At 42.9% G+C, this 18,859-nt stretch carries 16 protein-coding genes; 7 read left to right on the top strand and 9 right to left on the bottom strand.

Translation table 11 applies throughout. From position 1 onward, the window contains the following. Positions 1 to 117 precede the first annotated feature (117 nt). Positions 118 to 897, top strand: a complete 780-nt coding sequence (locus DC082_RS01900) for a C40 family peptidase (RefSeq protein ID WP_157957383.1) — start codon at positions 118 to 120, stop codon at positions 895 to 897. 204 nt (positions 898 to 1,101) lie between these two features. Here the strand turns inward: DC082_RS01900 and DC082_RS01895 are convergent, their stop codons facing one another. Further along, positions 1,102 to 2,001 carry a ribonuclease D gene (locus tag DC082_RS01895; RefSeq protein WP_109235518.1) on the bottom strand — a complete coding sequence of 300 codons (900 nt, stop codon included), beginning with the start codon at positions 1,999 to 2,001 and terminating at the stop codon, positions 1,102 to 1,104. Positions 2,002 to 2,344: 343 nt separating this feature from the next. Here DC082_RS01895 and thiM point away from each other — a divergent pair, with 343 nt between their 5' ends. The 4 genes from thiM (at position 2,345) to DC082_RS01875 (ending at position 5,405) form a co-directional block, all read left to right on the top strand. Continuing rightward, positions 2,345 to 3,166 carry a hydroxyethylthiazole kinase gene (gene thiM / locus DC082_RS01890; protein ID WP_109235517.1) on the top strand — a complete coding sequence of 274 codons (822 nt, stop codon included), beginning with the start codon at positions 2,345 to 2,347 and terminating at the stop codon, positions 3,164 to 3,166. Between the two features lie 157 nt (positions 3,167 to 3,323). Beyond that, positions 3,324 to 3,998, top strand: a complete 675-nt coding sequence (thiE, locus tag DC082_RS01885) for a thiamine phosphate synthase (RefSeq protein ID WP_109235516.1) — start codon at positions 3,324 to 3,326, stop codon at positions 3,996 to 3,998. After that, complete coding sequence (gene thiD / locus DC082_RS01880; RefSeq protein WP_109235515.1) at positions 3,991 to 4,782, top strand: bifunctional hydroxymethylpyrimidine kinase/phosphomethylpyrimidine kinase; 792 nt, start codon at positions 3,991 to 3,993, stop codon at positions 4,780 to 4,782. The genes thiE and thiD overlap by 8 nt, the downstream gene beginning before the upstream one ends. 2 nt (positions 4,783 to 4,784) lie before the next feature. After that, positions 4,785 to 5,405 carry a flavin reductase family protein gene (locus DC082_RS01875; protein ID WP_109235514.1) on the top strand — a complete coding sequence of 207 codons (621 nt, stop codon included), beginning with the start codon at positions 4,785 to 4,787 and terminating at the stop codon, positions 5,403 to 5,405. On the opposite strand, the gene rsgA is transcribed toward DC082_RS01875, so the two are convergent. The 6 genes from rsgA to serS form a co-directional block, all read right to left on the bottom strand. Further along, the gene (gene rsgA / locus DC082_RS01870; protein WP_109235513.1) at positions 5,402 to 6,394 is read right to left on the bottom strand and encodes a ribosome small subunit-dependent GTPase A; all 993 of its coding nucleotides are present in this window, start codon (positions 6,392 to 6,394) and stop codon (positions 5,402 to 5,404) included. The two genes, DC082_RS01875 and rsgA, sit on opposite strands and share 4 nt — an antisense overlap. A gap of 16 nt (positions 6,395 to 6,410) precedes the next feature. Continuing rightward, positions 6,411 to 6,734 (bottom strand): ferredoxin FdxA, encoded by a 324-nt coding sequence (gene fdxA / locus DC082_RS01865; protein WP_094568110.1) that lies wholly within the window; start codon positions 6,732 to 6,734, stop codon positions 6,411 to 6,413. Positions 6,735 to 7,012: 278 nt separating this feature from the next. Continuing rightward, positions 7,013 to 8,215, bottom strand: a complete 1,203-nt coding sequence (tyrS, locus tag DC082_RS01860) for a tyrosine--tRNA ligase (protein WP_109235512.1) — start codon at positions 8,213 to 8,215, stop codon at positions 7,013 to 7,015. A gap of 285 nt (positions 8,216 to 8,500) precedes the next feature. Continuing rightward, entirely contained in the window at positions 8,501 to 9,835 is a 1,335-nt protein-coding gene (locus DC082_RS01855) for a L,D-transpeptidase family protein (protein WP_109235511.1), read from the bottom strand. Positions 9,836 to 9,876: 41 nt separating this feature from the next. Continuing rightward, positions 9,877 to 10,122: a YfhL family 4Fe-4S dicluster ferredoxin gene (locus tag DC082_RS01850; RefSeq protein WP_094568107.1), complete on the bottom strand. Its 246-nt coding sequence runs from the start codon at positions 10,120 to 10,122 to the stop codon at positions 9,877 to 9,879. 136 nt (positions 10,123 to 10,258) lie between these two features. Further along, a complete protein-coding gene (gene serS / locus DC082_RS01845; protein WP_109235510.1) occupies positions 10,259 to 11,527 on the bottom strand; it encodes a serine--tRNA ligase in 1,269 nt (422 codons plus the stop codon). Positions 11,528 to 11,925: 398 nt separating this feature from the next. On the opposite strand from serS, the gene DC082_RS01840 reads away from it, so the two are divergent. Continuing rightward, positions 11,926 to 12,450, top strand: coding sequence for a hypothetical protein (locus tag DC082_RS01840; RefSeq protein ID WP_109235509.1), 525 nt, complete (start codon positions 11,926 to 11,928; stop codon positions 12,448 to 12,450). A 32-nt stretch (positions 12,451 to 12,482) separates the two neighbouring features. Here the strand turns inward: DC082_RS01840 and DC082_RS01835 are convergent, their stop codons facing one another. Together DC082_RS01835 and DC082_RS01830 are read right to left on the bottom strand one after the other, a co-directional pair. After that, positions 12,483 to 13,214, bottom strand: coding sequence for a hypothetical protein (locus DC082_RS01835; protein WP_109235508.1), 732 nt, complete (start codon positions 13,212 to 13,214; stop codon positions 12,483 to 12,485). 392 nt (positions 13,215 to 13,606) lie between these two features. Next, positions 13,607 to 15,046: a cation:dicarboxylate symporter family transporter gene (locus tag DC082_RS01830; protein ID WP_109235507.1), complete on the bottom strand. Its 1,440-nt coding sequence runs from the start codon at positions 15,044 to 15,046 to the stop codon at positions 13,607 to 13,609. 339 nt (positions 15,047 to 15,385) lie between these two features. On the opposite strand from DC082_RS01830, the gene DC082_RS01825 reads away from it, so the two are divergent. Then, positions 15,386 to 18,835 carry an AAA family ATPase gene (locus DC082_RS01825; protein ID WP_109235506.1) on the top strand — a complete coding sequence of 1,150 codons (3,450 nt, stop codon included), beginning with the start codon at positions 15,386 to 15,388 and terminating at the stop codon, positions 18,833 to 18,835. Positions 18,836 to 18,859 lie beyond the last annotated feature (24 nt).

Below are 18,859 nucleotides of genomic sequence, written 5' to 3'. Positions count from 1 at the left end.
CAAGTTGAGAGGCTAATAGAAGATCGATAGAGAAGAAGAACGTTAACAGCGTTCTTTTTTTATATTCTTTATATGCTTTATAAGTTTGGACTTATCCATTTTTTAGGGCGATCACTTATGCGCAATTATCCTAAACGCAATTATCCTAAACGCAATTATTTTAAAATTTTTCGCCCATTTTCTGTTCTCTTATCGCTTGGGCGATTAGCTCAAGGGTATGTCAGAAGTATCAATCGGCGTGTGAGATTACTCCTTATTGTGTTATCTCTCTTCTGTATTACATTATTGATAGCGCTTATTGTCGTCTTAGAGATTGATCTCAATCCTTTTAGTAATCAAGAGTATTACCAGCCTTGGGATTCGACCTATCGCGATCAATTGGCTGTAGGCGATATTGTCTTTCGTACGGCATATGGGAAGGAGAGTCGCTTTGTGCAGTGGATCAGTGGTGGGGAGTTTTCCCATATAGCGCTGATTACGGCAGTTGAGCCAGAGATTATTGTGACTCATGCCACAACAAATGATGAAGAGACGCTTCCTAATCAAGTTTTAGCAACACCGATTGAGAAATTTCTCTCCCCAACCTTTGCTAAAACTTATCTGATTGCGCGGCCAGAATTTTTGCCTGATATCGAGCGATTCTATTTTGCAGAGATGGTTGCAGCTAGGGTAGGAGAGCCTTATATCTTAAAAGGACGTGAGGAGGAGAACCTCTACTGCACAACTCTTTTAGAGATTCCATTACAACAATTTGCGCCTCATCTTGCCACTCAGTTGAGTTGGCAGGAATTATCTTTGCCAGGAGTTGCCGGGGAATATCTCTTTCCTGATGCTTTTTTATCATTACCTGATATGCGACCGCTTCTGATTGATGATCAGTGGATAGAGGATCTGTGAAGCAATAAGGTAATAAAGCAATAGGAGAAGCTTGTAAAAAGTATTGAAAGTAAGCAATGTAGGAGAAGCAGTACAGGAGAAGCAGAGTAAGTGATATAGAGTAATATTAATAAAGTGATTCTCTGATGAATCTGCTAAATCTATCTACCTATTTCACTTAATCCATTCAATCTTCAATCCACTCAATCTACTTAAACTGACTCATTACTCTTCAGCTCCTTCTTCAGACTGAGATGTGGCGCCTTGCTGCCAGAAATTTTCAATTGTTCGAATTAATCTCTCCTGAATCTCTTCAGAATAGGAGCTGACAGCATAGTCGCTATAGAGCTTGTGATCCTTTTTGGCATAACTTTCAGCAATACGAATTAAAATATCATCCTTAATAATCCAACGTTTAGGGAGATTTTTCTGAATTGCGATCAATTCACGCATCTTCGCTAAAGCTTTTAGGAGCTGTTTAGATGCGCCTCTTAAACGCTTATATCCCTTCACTTTACGCCATGCTTGTTCTGGTTGTGGCTCATATCGCTCCCGTTCTGTTAGGGGGGTGAAATGGGAGCGTAGCTCTCCCTCTTTGCCGGCATCACAGATCTCTTTTTGAAGTTTATGATATGTCGGAATAAGGTAGTGAACATCATCGTAAGCATACTTTAGCTGTTCGCTCGTTAGAGGACGAAGATCCCACTGTGTACGGGTCTGATCGCGAATAAGATCAACATTACAATAGTGAAGAACAAGGTCATGATAGCTCATGCCGACCTTCTGCTGTTGTGTGATCTGTGCTGCAATCTGGGTATCGAATACCGGCGCGGGAAGAATATCGAGCGCATGAAGAATCGCCTCAAGATCTTGGCTCGCAGAATGGATAATTTTCGTAATATGTTCTGCTGTTAAGAGTGCTTTGAGGTGGGTAAAATCTTGAAGCGCTAAAGGATCGATACAGACTGCTTCTGTCTCTGTTGCAAGTTGAATAAGGCAGAGCTTCGGGAAATAGGTTTTAACCCGAAGAAACTCTGTATCGAGCGCTAACAGTTCAATCTGCTGGAGCTGCTTTTGGCACCACTGATCTAAGGCTTCTTGAGTATCGATGTAGAGGTCTTTCATATCTTATTCCGCAATATAGTGAGGGTCTTATTATACGGATTTCTTCTCTTTTTGGGTGAAATTGGTTAGAAATCGGGAACGAGATTGAATAATTGATGCAAAAATCGCTACTTTTTGTCCGATTTTTCACTGATGATTATCATGTTTACTTGGTACTTTCAGTGTAAGATAGAGAGGTTAAGCGTCAGCAGAGAGAAGAGTTGAAGTGAGATTGATTGACGTAAAGCGTTTACGACAATATTTATGGAAAACGTTTATGAAAAACGTTGATAAAGAGCATCACTGAAGAATGCGAATAAAGAACGCGAATAAAGAACAGATTAAGATAAGTGAGGAGTTTTATATGGTTCCCTTTTCCGCCTTAAATGCGATCCCCTACTTGATGGAGTATCAAGAGAAATCACCATTAGTTCATTGTATGACAAATGATGTTGTCCAAAATTTTACGGCAAATCTACTCTTAGCGACGGGGGGAAGTCCGGCAATGATTCCTGATATTCAGGAGTGCGCAGAGTTTACAGAGATCTCTAGCTCGCTTCTAATCAATGTGGGAACTTTAACGCAGATACGAGCAGAAGCGATGCTCCATTCAGCAAAGCAGGCAATGGTTACGGGAACACCTTGGGTATTAGATCCTGTAGGGATTGGCTCAGCGCTCTATTTTCGTACAAAGATAGTGCATGAGTTACTCGCTTATCGTCCTACTGTGATTCGGGGAAATATTGCCGAAATAATGGTATTAGCCGGTATTGATGCTCTTGCTAAAGGTGTTGATTCTCATGAGTCGGGCAGTGATGTAGCTCAATATGCAGAGATGGTTGCCAGAGAATTTCAGACAATAGTGGTGATGACTGGCGAGGTAGACTATATTACCGATGGCAGTCGAGGTTATACCATCTCTGCTGGAACGACACTCTTAACGCGAGTGACCGGGACAGGCTGTTCGCTCTCTGCGCTTGTTGCCGGAATGATCGGCTCAACACCAGATACGCTAGAAGCCGCTGCGACAGCTTGCTATTTAGTTGCGCTTGCCGGCGAATTTGCTGCTGAAAAAGCGACAGGAATGGGTTCATTCGCCCTTCAATATCTCGATGAGATCTCCAATATGACTCCTGAGAGATTATTAGAGATTGCAAAAAGGGAAGCCCCCGAGATTCAGTTTTAATAATTGAGTATTGAGTATTGAGTATTGAGTATTGGACAATCAAACGATCAAATGCCGTGCTCTAGGGCTTCAAAGTTTTAAGGCTATAGGATGAAATGACTATTAAGATGAGATGGTCACATTATTGATCGATTAGTGAATATATAAAGGAGAAAGGATGGGATATCCGAAAATTCGTCGGGAGTTGAGTCGTACCTCATTTGATCTATCGCTCTATCTTGTGCTCGACCCTGAGCTCTGTGGTGGTATTGCAGGTATGGTCTCAACGGTTTATGAGGCCGTTGAACGAGGTGTTACCTGTGTGCAGCTTCGCTCAGAAAAAGAGGTTGATAAGCGTTATTGGTATGATGCGGGATTATTACTGAAAGCGCTTTTAGAAGATTATGATGTGCCGCTCATTGTGAATGACCATATCGATGTGGCGCTAGCTATTGATGCAGATGGTGTTCATGTGGGGCAGAAGGATCTGCCTGCAGATGTCGCACGTCGTTTGTTAGGTCCTAACAAAATTTTAGGGCTCTCTGTCGGTTCAATCTATGAGATGGAGCAGGTCGAACTGCAAGATGTCGATTATGTTGGAATTGGCCCTGTCTTTGCAACCTCAACAAAAAAAGATGCACGAAAGGCTCTTGGAGTTGAAGGATTGAGTATGATTGCCGCGCAGAGAGATATTCCAAAGGTCGCAATCGGTGGAATTAATATTGATAATGCAGCAAGTGTTATGAAGAGCGGTGTCGATGGAATTGCCGTTGTTTCCGCTATCTGTGGGCAGGCAGATATTGCGTCAGCTACAAGACGATTGGCATCGATTGTGCGAGGTGAGAATGAATAAGATCTTAACAATTGCCGGATCTGATCCTAGCGGTGGTGCCGGTATTCAGGCAGATTTGAAGACCTTTTCGGCACTTGGGTGCTATGGGATGGCGATTCTCTCGGCATTGACAGCTCAATCTACACAAGGTGTTACGGGCGTTTTGCCGGTTCCTACAGAATTTATTGAGAAGCAGTACCATACATTAATGGATGATATCGATGTTGATGCCGTTAAAATGGGGGCACTTGTCAATAGTGAGATTATTACAACAGTTGCAAAATTGTTAACGGAGCGACCGATCCCTTTTGTTGTTTTAGATACGGTGATGATAGCAAAAGGTGGACATCCACTATTAGTTGAGGAGGCCGTGACAGCTATCCGTGAAGCGCTACTTCCTTTAGCAGATATTATTACGCCCAATCTACCCGAAGCTGCGGCGCTTTTAGGAGTGAAGGAGGCGCAAAATATTGACGAGATGGCAGAGCAGGGAAGAGCGCTTCTCTCTTTAGGACCTAAAGCAGTCTTGATGAAAGGTGGGCATCTTGAGAGTGAGGAGAGTCCCGATCTTTTGGTAACAGAAGAGGGGATTGAGCTCTTTAACGCAACGCGTATTGCAACTAAAAATACGCATGGTACCGGCTGTACACTCTCTGCCGCAATTGCCGCCCTCTATCCTTCTCATGGATTAAAAAATGGTGTTCGTTTAGCAAAAGCCTATATTGAAGGGGCGATTGAGCATGCCGATCGACTACATGTCGGGAAAGGCATTGGGCCAACACACCATTTTTATCGTTGGTGGTAGAGATGAAGTATCATTTTCAAAATAGAGATCCTCAGCTGATCTATAAACTTTTAGCCTCTACGATTGTCCCGAGGCCGATCGCTTGGGTGACAACAGTTGATCAAACGGGCATATCTAATGCTGCTCCTTTTAGCTTTTTCAATATGATGGGGAGCGAACCACCGATTGTCGCACTCGGAATTCAACATTCGGCGGATGGTAGTGCTAAAGATACATTGCGTAATATTCGTGAGCAAAAAATTTTTGGCATCAATCTGGTCAATAGAGATGATGCTGAGCTGATGAATTTAACCAGTAGAGATTATGATGCAAGCGTTGATGAGCTCAAAGAGCATCAAATTGAAGTGATAGCCGGAGATCTTCTCCCTATCCCACTGATCGCAAGTTCACCCGTTAAGATGGAGTGTCGACTCTATCAAGAGATCCCAACGGGGGAGAATCAAGCAGTTATTCTCGGCGAAGTGGTGATGCTTCACTTGATTGATGAAGCTTTAATAGATGCTGATGCCGGTTACGTAGATGCAACGAAGTTAAATCTGATCGCCAGAATGCATGGTAGAGGGTGGTATAGTGAGCAGGATAATCTCTTTGAGATGTTGCGTCCTGACTCTGAAAGGCGCTAACGTCGTCTTTTTCCACGACTTTGTCGCTCTTGCATCTCCGCAATACTTGTGCGAATTTGAAGATAACTCTCTAAGCGTCGAGGAGAGATCAATCCTTCATGAATCGCATCTTGATAACGGCAACCGGGATCATCGGTATGGCTGCAGTTGCTAAAACGACATGGTGTTGTAATCGCTTTTAGCTCAGGAAAGCCTTCATCAATTGCAGCGAGTGGGAGATGTTCAATATTGAAACTACGAACGCCGGGAGAATCGATAAGATAGCTCTCTGTCATCGGCAGATGGTAGAGGGTAGTTGTTGACGTTGTGTGATTCCCTAATCCCGTGGAGGCATTAATTTTTTGTGTCTGCAGTGCTAAAGAGGGGATGAGGTGATTTGTCAGTGAAGATTTACCGACGCCAGATTGGCCGACAAAGATCGATGTTTTCCCCTCTAGCTCCTCTTCTAATTGAGTGATCAATTCGGGCTGGTAGATAGAGGTCTCAAAAATAGGAATAGAGAGCTTGCGGTAATCCTCTAAGAAGGAGAGATCGATAGAATCATCAATTTGGTCGATCTTATTGAGAATAAAGGAGACTTCAATGCCGAAGTAGTAGGCAGCGATCAGATATCGATCGATCAGTGAAGGGCTTGGCTCAGGTTTAGGGGCGATCACAATATAGAGTTGATCAATATTAGCGGCTAAAATCTTTTCAGCCCCGCCAAAAGCGATCCGTGAGAAGTGGTTTTCTCGTGGTAGACGAGCGATCACAACCGGTTCACTCTGCTCTAATTGGTAGTAGACATAATCTCCACAAACAATGGTTCCAAGGCTCTGTCTGACAGCTGCTTTATGGAGATTTAGCTCGCCATCTTCGAGTGTCACATGTTGACCATGCTGTGCAATTACCCGACCGGGCGTTGCATTTTGTAGCTCTTCATTAGAGAGAAGCGCTTGTTGACGCGCTTCAATCACCCTTTTTTGTTGATTCGTCAGACGGCGGCTCATCTTTTCTTATCGCTCTCTATTTTTCAAGATGGGGGAGTTTATTAGGAACACCATCCCACTTCTCTGCATCGGGAAGAGGCGGTTTCTGTTCTGTAATAACGGGCCACTTACGTGCTAATTCCGCATTGAGTTCTAGGAAAACCATCTGATCTTCACTAAGATCATCATCCGCAAGAATTGCGCCGGCAGGGCATTCAGGTTCACAGAGGGTGCAGTCGATACACTCATCAGGATCGATCACAAGAAAGTTCGGTCCTTCATGGAAGCAGTCAACAGGGCATACCTCAACACAGTCGGTATATTTACATAAGATACAATTATCTGTTACGACAAATGTCATTTATAACTCTCCAAAGATCAGTTCGATTGTAGATTGATAAGATGTTTACGATTAATTTGCTTTGAAACTTATTGTGACGCTATTGAGAGGTGATTACAAGTGGTAATCGGTAGCATTGTTGGGGTTAATTCTCTAGAGTTGTTGTTTAGAGTTAGTAAACGCTATAGAAAGAAGAGCTCAGTTTCGATTAAGAGTGATATTGGTCTCCTAATTTAACTGAGCTCTTTTTATGAGTTTTTCTAATAGATTCCTCTAGTTTTTCCTCTAGTTTTGACAATCTATTTTACAATCACATTGGCAATACGGCGCTTACCGACTTGAATAATAACATTATCCCCTTTTGAGAGAGTTAAGCCTTTATCTTCGATGCGCTCTTGATTGATGCGAACCGCGCCTTCTGTAATCATTCTAAAGCCTTCAGAATTTGAGCTGACGAGTCCAGCATCTCGCATTGCTTGAGCGATACCGATCGCACCATCTGTTGAAGTCACTACTTTTTCTTCGATATTCTCAGGAAGATTTCCTTTCTGGAAGCGCTCGATAAAGTTACGTTGCGCAGAAGCGGCGGCTTCAGCATTGTGATAACGGGTGATGAGCTCTTCACAAAGTTCAAATTTCACATCGCGCGGATTGCGTCCTGCTGTAACTTCCTCTTTGAGGCGTGCAATTTCCGCATTTGAACGGAAGCTTAAAAGCTCAAAGTAGTTCCACATAAGATCATCTGAGATCGACATCAATTTACCAAATTGCTCATCGGGTGCCTCATCAACGCCAACATAGTTGCCCAAAGATTTAGACATCTTATTGACACCATCAAGACCGACTAAGAGGGGCATAGTAATGGCACATTGTGGTTTATCATTACCATAAGCGCGCTGTAGATCGCGACCCATTAAGAGATTAAATTTCTGATCTGTTCCTCCGATCTCCACATCTGTTTTTAGATGTACAGAGTCATAACCTTGAAGAAGAGGGTAGATAAACTCATGAATGGCGATCGGTTGTTGTGCTTTATAACGTTTTTCAAAGTCATCACGCTCTAACATACGGGCTACGGTATGGCGCGATGCGAGTTGAATCATGCCTGCAGTACCTAGCTCACCTAACCATTGTGAGTTGAAGACAACTTTAGTCAACTTAGGATCGAGTACTTTAAAGATCTGCTCTTCATAGGTCTTAGCATTTGCCAAAACTTGCTCACGAGTAAGGGGTTTGCGTGTAACATCTTTCCCCGATGGATCGCCAATCATGCCGGTAAAGTCACCGATAAGAAAGTTCACTTCGTGACCAAGATCTTGGAAGTGACGCATTTTATTGATTACGACGGTATGTCCGAGATGTAGATCTGGAGCTGTAGGGTCAAATCCTACTTTAATGCGGAGCTGACGATTCTCTTTCAATTTAGCGGTTAAATCTTCAATGGAGATCACTTCATCAGTACCACGTTGAATAATCTCTAGACTCTCTTCTATGGTTGCCATGCTTTTTTATCCTAAATTTTATTGATTTGTTAATTACTACTATTTTAATGCTACTATTCTAATTGCTTTTGACTGCTTTTATAAGGTTGCTTTTATGGGACTATTAAGCTCCATTTATCTAGAGCTTAACTATTAAAGTCTCATCATAAAGCCCAGTCATTAAAGCTTACTTATTAAAGTTTGCCTATTTTTGCCTGTTTTTGCTTATTAAAGCCGGTGTTAAAGCCGGCATTAATAGACCAGCCTATTAATGACCTATTGAGGATAATCGTGCTGAAAATCCTGTTATTGAAAGGAGTGGCGCTGCTGTTGCCGCTCTTCAGCTGAAGGGGGGAATACTACCTCCTCCATCTCAATCTTAGGTTCACCTAAGCGACTCTCTTTTGTGATAGTTTTCTTTTTCATCTTAAGGGTCGACTCTGGTTTATAGGTCTCATCCCGGCGCTCTTTTGCAAGCTCTTCTGGTGATGGCTGAATTGTTTCAGCTGTTTGATTCGGGCGACTATATTGTGTATTGACGCGAGTGCCGATACCATCAGAGCCGATTGTACTCATTGCCGGTGCAGGCATTTCGATAGCGGGCATCTCCGGGCTTGACATCAGCTCTATTGAAGGGGCTGCTACAGGTGCTGTTGCCGGCATATATGTAGTTGAGGCTTGCTCATGTTGTTGATGAGCATTGGATATATGATTGGGCGTATGGGAAACTTTTTCCCCGATAATAATAGGAATCCCGGTCTGCTGTTGTACGGCGAGATTTACCATATCGTAATTGATCGATGCATTAGGATAGGGCTTTATAAACTCTGCAAGTTGCTGTAGCGCTTGCTCTTTGAGTGCCGGTACAGAGAGATTATCCTCTTCTAATGGGGGATGCACTTCGATCATAATATCATTACCCAAAAAGCCATATTTCACAGGCTGATTGAGGAAGGTGACCATGGTATTAGTTGGGACCATATCATAAAGATGCTCGATATGCTGCGGGTAAAAACGCATACAACCATGAGTTACACGCATACCAATGCCGGTCTCATCATTTGTTCCATGAAGGAGATAGCTAGGTAGCGCAAGACGTAGTACACGAGTTCCTAAGGGATTGTCTGGGCCTGCCGGAACAACACTAGGAAGAGTGCCACGCCCCATCTCGACATGCTCTCTACGAATTGATTCTGGTGGATACCATGCAGGATTCTCCTGTTTACGGGTAATTGACCAGGAGCCTAATGGCGTTTTCCAATCCATCCGACCAACGCCTACAGGGTAGACATAGACCTTATCTGAACCTTCTAAGAAGTAATAGGTTCGCATTTCAGGAATATTGGAGACAATTCCCGAACGTTTACCTTCTGGTAAGATAAATTGGGTGGGCAGTACAAGGGGTTGGTTCTCATTGAGCATCCAGGCATTAATCCCGGGATTTGCCCAGCGCAACTCATCATAACCCATCTCATGACGGATCGTGAGATCGACAAGTGACTCATGTTTTTTAGGGGTGACATAGACGAGCTCACCAATCACATCATCACCCGCTTTGGGCTTTTGGTACTCAACATACTTTTGGGCGTATGCAGAGGATACGAGGAAACCAACGGCTAATAATATGCGCTTCAATTTCATATATTACTTCTCAGCAAGGTTAGATCGTGGAGGAAATCCTACTATCCCTGAAGCTTATGGAATTTTTCCATGAGCTCTTCTTGCGTCTCGACGCGATCAGGGTTTTTAGGGATACATTCAACTGGACAGACTTCAACACATTGTGGTGTATCGAAGTGACCGACACATTCTGTACATTTATCGGGATCGATCACATAGATCTCAGGTCCCATTGAGATTGCCTCATTAGGGCACTCAGGTTCACATACATCACAGTTAATGCACTCATCAGTAATCATTAATGCCATTGTTTTTCTCCTAAAATGACAACGTTGTTGTGGGTCAATCGCTATCGCTTCTTTATAGTCTATCTGTTATCTGGTTAGAGGACTATAAAAAGCGATAGTTTTTGTATAAAGAGAGGTAGATTGTATCCGATTGTTGTTAGAGATACTCTCTATTTTGCATATAAGGTTTAAGCACCTCTGGAATACGGATACGACCATCTGCCTCTTGATAATTCTCCAATACCGCAACTAAGGTGCGACCAACAGCAAGACCGGAGCCATTGAGTGTATGGATCAACTCAGGTTTGCCACTTTCGCTATTGCGGAAGCGCGCTTTAAGGCGACGAGCTTGGAAATCTTCACAGTTTGAGCAGGAAGAGATCTCACGATATTTCTGTTGTCCCGGCAACCAAACTTCTAAATCATAAGTTTTTGCTGCGGAAAAACCCATATCTCCGGTGCAAAGGACGACACGGCGGTAGGGGAGTTCTAATTTCTCTAAGATCACCTCAGCATGGCGAACAAGACGTTCTAATGCATCGTAAGAATCTTCTGGTTTTGTGAAGTGGACCAATTCAACCTTCTCAAATTGATGTTGGCGAATCATGCCGCGTGTATCTCTACCATAACTTCCCGCCTCAGAACGGAAACAGTTACTATGTGCCACTAATTGGGTCGGAAGCGCACTCTCTTCTAAGATCACATCTTGCGCTAGATTTGAGAGAGGAACCTCAGCTGTTGGGATAAGATAGAAATTGCGCTCATCTTCTAACTTAAAGAGATCTTCAGAAAATTTTGGTAATTGTGCCGTACCATAAAGACTCTTTTGATTGACGACAACAGGGACATTCACCTCCATATAGTTATGCTCTTCAGTATGTGTATCGAGCATAAATTGCGCTAATGCGCGGTGAAGTTTTGCCATATTTGATTTAAGAACAACAAAGCGAGAGCCACTAATTTTAGCCGCTGCTTCAAAATCCATTCCTAAAGATTCCCCTAAAGCGACATGATCTTTCGGCTCAAAATCAAATTCACGAGGAGTTCCCCAGCGTTTAATTTCAACATTATCATCCTCATCTTTACCGACCGGCACATCATTGTGCGGGAGATTGGGCATATCGAGGAGAATCTTTTCTAACTCTTCGCTGACAACATTGAGTTCAGCCTCAATTTTCGAGAGTTGATTACCTAAATCCGCTACAGAAGCCAAGATCTCAGAGGCATCTTCCCCTTTCGATTTTGCGATACCGATCTCTTTTGAGCGTTTATTGCGCTCATTTTGTAGTTCTTGAAGTGAGATCTGCAATGTGCGACGACTCTCTTCAAGTTTATTGAATTGCTCCGTGTCTAAGTTGTAGCCACGTTTTGCAAGTAGAGTAACAACATCATCTAAATTCTGTCTTAATAAGCGTGGATCAATCACTTGTATATCCTTCATGAAGAGTGAAAATTAACCCCGTATTATATACGAAAAATGGTATGGCTTCCAAAGTAATATCAGTTCTCCTACCCGTTGAGAAGATTAGCGCTCTATTCCCATTACTTTAAACAAGTAAACAAGCTCAGGTAAGTAATAGCGTGAGATGATAAGAGACTTCAATGAGCTTCGATGAGTTTGATAGGAGTAGTGATATGATAGAGGGCGCTAATGGCGCGGAGGAATAGTCGATGGCAATAGTCGATGGTAATAATCGATAGTAATTGATTGATAGCAATGTATCGATAGCAATAATCGCTATTAATGACCGCTGATGATAACAGATGATATTATCTCTTAATGATGTTATATCGATCTTATATCGAGAGAAGGAATTGAGATAGATGAATAGAGAAGAGAGAGGAGAGGGGCGAGTTAAGCACTTTCGCCGACTATTAATTGCTTGCACACTGCTATTGACGGGATGTAGCTCTGTGATGCATTCTCAAAATGAGGCGATGGATCATTATCGATCAATAATCCTTGAAGAAGCGAAGCTCGATGCTAAAGAGCGTGAGAGGCTCTATCAAACGGAAGGATGGTATCAAGAGAAAGTTTGGCAAAAGGGAAGTAACAGAGAGGAGATCCGCCTCACTCCCGAAGCTTCAGCATTACGAACCCGGGACTTTGTAGAGTGTTTAGATGCGGCAAATGCGATTGAGTCAGGAATTAGTGAACGAATGGGAGGAAGAGATCCCATTCAGGTTATTCATGGCAGAGCGACGGTTGAGGTCTGTATGGTATCGCGAGGATATCATCTTCTTCCTTATACAACGCCCTTGATCTGTGAAACAGATCATTATGATGTTTTGCCAGTCTGCCATTTTGCGCGCCATGAGATCCTCAATTATCGGGATCAGTGGCGCTAAGAGCGCCGAAGAGCTCTTTTTAAGAACTTTTTTTAAGAAAAAGAGATTACGCGATATTTTTGTGCTAGAAAGATCGCGCTCTCCATCGATTTTTTAATAAGTGGCTGAAGATAGGCAAAGTTTTCATCTTCTAATTTAAGGCAGTTGATAACCCGTAGCAGCGAAGCGAGCTCTGCTGTTACCGAAAGGGTGAGAAGATAGAGTGCCGGCGAGTGCTCTTTATCATCAAAACTATAATGTTGATCATAGTAGTAGAGAAGATCATTAAAGACTTTAATGGCATTGAGTCGCTCGGGGGTAAACTTCTCAATAAATTGCGTTTCAGAGAGAATAATTCGCTCTTTTTGGGCGGTAAGATTTAGATCCGCAAGATACTCTTCAGTCAGATAATGTTCTGATAAAAGATCAACTTTTCGGGAAAAGGTGAGCAACATCATCTGAAAGTGTTGGTTAAAGAGCTGCCTTTTCGCTTCCTCTTTCTGTTCCCGCATCTCCTCTCGCGTTCTCCCTAGTTCCTCACGATTAATAGCTAACTCTTCGCGATTGAGTTGTAAGTCCTCCCGCTGTAGGTGGAGAGAGTAGAGAACGCCGGTAAAAGCAACGCCGGTAAAGAGCGCCACGATCGCATCGAAAAAGATACTCTCATTGTTAGGGCTCTTAAGTGTTAGATAGATTGCGATTAACCAAGTCATTACAATAAAGGAGATGGTAATAACAAATAACCAATTGAAGGGTTCGCGTTGTTCACGTTTTTTGCGGCGCATAAGTTTTAGCTCCTAAAGAGTGTGACGTAATAGGATCAGTTTATTGATAGATGTTTCTTAGATACTCTGTCTGATAGAGGTTTGCTTTTGATATCTCTCTTTAGCCCTCTATTTAAGTTCTTTGATGGAGATCTTTTCTTAGGAGTCTCTCTAAATCTGCCTCTATTTTAGTCATTTTATAAAAAGAAGCTATAGCCGATCATATATAAAAGAGTGTATAAAAGAATGGATATAAAAAAGCGCTAGAATCTTTAGCATATTCTGCTTGAGAATCTAGCGCTTTTACTGATTTGAGCTGATGGTTGAGATCGTTGAGATCTACCTGAATTCTTAATGATTGAATCGATCGGATAGTTCGAATAGATCAAAATAATCAGACGATCTTCTGTAGGTTATGATGCTTGCTCACCACTTTCTAAAAAGGCATTAGGATCTTGGAATCGCTCCTGATTGAGTAACCCTAACTCCTTATCGGTCACTACTGAAGCGGTTAGCGCACCTGAGATATTGGTCATTGTTCTACCCATATCGATCATAGGGTCGATAGCAAGCACCATACCGATTAAGGGGAAATATTCTCCCATTCCCATCCCTGAGAGAGCAATGGTTGCAGCAATCGTTGCCGTTCCTGGGACGCCGGCAATCCCGATCGATCCAATGACGATCACAATCAATAACATGATATAGAATTGAAGATCTGTCTCAATACCTACCATATGCGCTACCATCATCACTAATAGTGCAGGGAAGAAGCCGGCACAACCATTCATCCCCATTGTTGTTCCAAGGGAGGGGATTAAGTTTGCGGTACTACCAGAAACCCCCATTCGCTCTGTCAGAGTGGAGATTGCAAGGGGTAGTGTTCCTACAGATGAGCGGCTAGAGAAAGCCATCACTAATGTATCGCGTGATTTACGGAGAAACATTAATGGAGAGAGACCATGGCCGGCAATGATTAAGAGATGAATCATAATCATAATAAAGGTCGCAACATAGATCGCAATGACAAAGCTTGAAACCTTGATTACAGCAGGAATACCATTTGTCATAATAGTACCGGCAAGTAGTGCGATAATTGCGTAGGGCATATATTTAATAATAGTCATGGTGATGCTCATAACGATTTTATGAAGTGCATCGATCAATTTTTGAAAAATTGCGATCGCTTCAACCGCTTTTGGGCGCATACGATTAGCCGCAACTCCCACTAGCGCTGAGAAAATCACAAGCCCAATGATATTGTTATTATTCATTGCCGAGATAATATTATTGGGGACAAGATTGACAAAAGTATCGACCAAAGTAGTATATTCACGCTCTTTTGCCGCCGTCTCAACTAATGCATCGCCATAACCTAAATTCATAATATTGGCGATAAAGATCCCCAGCAAGGCGGCAATACCTGTTGTAAAGAGCAGCCAGAATATTCCGCGACGCGCCACTTTAGTAAGGCGTTGATCTCCACCAAAATCTAAAATCACCTTAACAATGGAGACAAAGACAAGCGGAATGACGAGCATACGGATAAAGGCGATAAAGGTTCGGCCAAAGAGACCATACCATGTTGCCGTCTCTTTTAAGACAATATTGGCTTGATCAGGAAAGCCTTGCCATGCCTGAATTCCTAAACCAATGAGGGCGCCAAAGATGAGCCCAACAGACATACGCATAAAGAAGCTCGATTTACGCTTCTGTAGACGGTAGATAATCCAAAAGGCGATCGCTAATATCAGTAGACCGATGATCGTCTCATAGCGGGAGATCGCTAAGAAGTTTTCAAAGAAAGCCCCTTGAAAAAGCGGGGTTTGTGGGGTGCCGATACTCTCAGGCATGATCTGCTCCTTCTCTTATAAGAATTTAATTGAGTGCGCTTTATAGTTGCTTTTTTAGTCACTTTTGTGATCGATCAGTTCATCTACTGCTCATTCATTTTGAGGAATCGATTCTTTTGACTGACTCTACTCTATGGTTAGCTTAAGATTAATTGTTATGAATCACAACAAAAACTTATTATATATGATAGGTATGTTTTTGTCTTTCTCTTTTATTCATCTACTTTTCATCAATAAACGTGCATCAATAAGCAGGTAAAGAGGGAGTAAAGCGAGTAAAATTGTGCTAGATTATATCCTTTTTATTATTCCCCCAACTAAGTACGGAAAGAGTCACTTATGCGCTTAAAGAAAGTTAAACTCTCTGGTTTTAAATCGTTTGTTGAGCCGACAACTTTTGTTTTAACGAGCAAGCTAAATGGTATCGTCGGTCCTAATGGCTGTGGTAAATCCAATATTATTGATGCCGTTCGTTGGGTCATGGGAGAATCTTCCGCTAAGCAGCTACGTGGGGAGTCGATGAGTGATGTCATATTCAATGGCTCTGAGCGTAGAAAACCTGCCGGCATGGCCTCTATAGAGTTGATCTTTGAAAATGATCAAGGGCGTTTAGGGGGCAAATGGTCAGAGTATCGAGAGATTAGTATTAGAAGAACGCTCGATCGGGATGGAAAGAGTCAATATTTTTTAAACAATACTCGCTGTCGTCGACGCGATATTACCGATATCTTTTTAGGGACCGGATTGGGACCTCGCTCCTATGCGATTATTGAGCAGGGAATGATCTCTCGTATTGTTGAATCAAAACCCGATGAGTTACGTATCTTTTTTGAAGAAGCGGCTAATATCTCAAAGTATAAGGAGCGCCGGCATGAGACGGAGCAGAGGATAGAACATACACGCGAGAATTTAGAACGACTTAACGATATTCGTCTAGAGCTCGGAAAACAGCTCACAAAATTGGAGCGGCAAGCAGATGCGGCAAGACGTTATCAAGCCTTAAGAGAGCAAGAGCGAACGATTCGTTACTCGCAAGTGACGGAGCAGAAGAGAGCGATCGAGGCAGATATTGAGAAGCTTCATCAGGATCATGTTGGGGAGTATGAGCAGTTTCAAACGGTTTTAGCGCAATATCAGGAGATCAGTGCAGAAATCGTGGTACAAAAAGAGCACTTTGAAACGCTTGAGGCGACTCTTGCGGAACGAAATCGTGAACTCTATCCCTATAAACAGGCGGTAGATCATCTCAATCATGAGCAGATACGACTTCAAGATCTTCAAAAACAGGCGTTAGAATCACAGTCGGAGTGGCAGGAGAATGGCGAGAGACTCTCTCAAGAGTTAGAGGTGACCACTACTGAACTTGCCACATTAGAAGAGAATCTAACGGAAGAAAAATTCACCTTAGAGTCCCTCGAAGAGCAGCTTTGGCAAGAGCGTGATCAGTTAATGACATTAGAGCAGTCGCTCGAGTCGGCAGAGAAGCGAACACAACAACTGCGTGATCAAGTAAAGCAGCTAGAGCAGAAGCTTCAATTAGCAAGACAGAGCCGGCAGTTTCATCAAGAGCGCTTAACGCAAGTGATCGCAGAGCGTGAAACTTTAGAATTGCAAGATCTCTCTGAGGAGGTGCCGGAAGCTTCAGAAGAGTCTCGAGCGCTAGAAGCTTCATTAGTGACCTATCGTAAAGAGCAGAGTGAACTCAATACTCAAATAGAGGTTGGGGATAGTGAGCTTATTACCTTAAAGGCTGAGATTCGCGGTTTACAAGATCAGCAGCGACAAGAATTAGCCACAAGAAACCAACTTGCCGGCGAAATTAGCATGTTGCAGAAGATGCTCAATCAAGATGAGCAGAAATCACGCTCTCCACTCTTTGAACATCTCGTTGTTAAAGAGGGATGGAATAGTGCGGTAGATACTGTTTTACAACAATTTTTAATGGTAGAGACAGAGAAGCAGCGGGGAAGTAGCTATATGATTGGGGAGCATCCCTATCAATATGATTCTCATCAACTGGGATACTATATTGAGAGTGATATTGCGATGGGCTCACTGCTCTCACATCTCTATATCTTTGATGACTCCCATCTCGATCCTCTTGCGGTAGAGAAAGATGCCGGCTTTATGGCCCGCAGAGAAAAGTTAGCACTCTATGAGATGATCGTAACAAAATCTGGGTTACTCTTCGGTCCTGATTGGGCGCTCTACAATACACAAGATGCCCAATTTGGGATCTTAGCACGGCAGCGTTCTTTAGAGAATGCGATCTCGGAGCGTCAAGCGATTGATCAAAAATTGGAATTTCTCGATGAGACCCTCTATGAGAAAGAGGAGGGGCTAAAGGCGCGTCAACAACTTCTTGATAGAGCGCGTACAGCGTTACAAAAAGTTAATCGAGAATATTATGATCTTGAGAAAAAATTGAGTCTGCTACTACAAGCTGAGAGCCATCAAGCAGAGGTGCGCCATCGGGCAAAACGCCGCTTTGATGAATTAGTTGAAGAGGAGCGTAAGCATCAAACACAACTTGCCCATCTTGCTACCGAAATAACAGTTGCAGAAGAGGAGCAGATGCTTCTCCAAGAGCAGTTTGAAGAATCATTGCTTCAATATGAGATGCAGAAGAGCCACTATAGTGAGCAGAAACAGCAGATGGAGCAGTTGCGTGAAAGTCATCGCGCACGAAAAGGGCAAGTGGATCAATTAGAGCATCACTTTGTTCGTCTTAAAGAGCGTCACAATAGAGCTGAAGAGGAGTTAACGCTACTGCAGAAGCGTTTAAAATCTCAAGAGAAAGTGGGAGATTATCAGGACCAAATCGCCGATCTTGAGGTGGAAAAGGTGATCGCCATTGAGCGACTTGTCACCTTTGAATCTGAGCTTAAAGCTTTAGAGCATGAGGTAGAGAAGGGGCGTATTGCACTCACCACACTTGAAGAGCGTCGCGATATCTTCAATAGCTCTTTAGAAGCGTTGAAGAAAAAGATGAATCAATTTTCGATCCGAGAGGCGGAGTTCAATACAAAACGCGCCATCATATTAGAGCAGTGGGAAAAGATTGTTTCGGAGATCTCAGATGAAGAGCTATTAATAGCGAAAGAGCATTATCAATCTGCAAAAGCAGAGGTATTAGAAGAGAAGTTAAAAGAGATTCAGAGCGCTATTCAGAAGATGGGAGCGGTTAACTTAATGGCGATTGCTGAGAGTGAAGAGCTTCGGGAACGTAAAGAGTATCTCGATACCCAACATGAAGATCTAGAGACAGCACTATCGATGCTTGAAAAGGCGATTCGAGAGATTGATCAAGAGACGCGTACCCGATTTATGGAGACTTTTGAAGCAATCAATGATGATTTCTCAACCCTCTTTCCCCGTCTCTTTGGTGGTGGAAAAGCTTATCTTGAATTAACCGAGGATGATGCTCTAACCAGTGGAATTAATATTATTGCACATCCTCCGGGTAAAAAGCCGGGGACGATCCATCTTCTCTCAGGGGGAGAGAAGGCTTTAACGGCGATGGCATTGGTCTTTTCCATCTTCAATCTTAATCCGGCACCATTTTGTATGCTCGATGAGGTGGATGCACCGCTTGATGAGGCGAATGTTCGCCGTCTTGGGAAATTGATCGATGAGATGAGTGAAAAGGTACAATTTATCTTTATTACCCACAATAAGGCGACAATGACAATCTCCGATTCTTTAATTGGTGTCACAATGGCAGAGCCGGGTGTCTCCCGCCTAGTATCGGTCAATCTTCAAGATGCAATAGCTTTTTCGGAAGAGTAGAGTGGGTAGAAAGGAGAGATATTG

This window comes from Ignatzschineria indica (assembly GCF_003121925.1).
In the GTDB taxonomy this organism is placed as follows: Bacteria; Pseudomonadota; Gammaproteobacteria; order Cardiobacteriales; family Wohlfahrtiimonadaceae; genus Ignatzschineria; species Ignatzschineria indica.
This window is presented reverse-complemented; position numbering and strand designations above follow the sequence as displayed.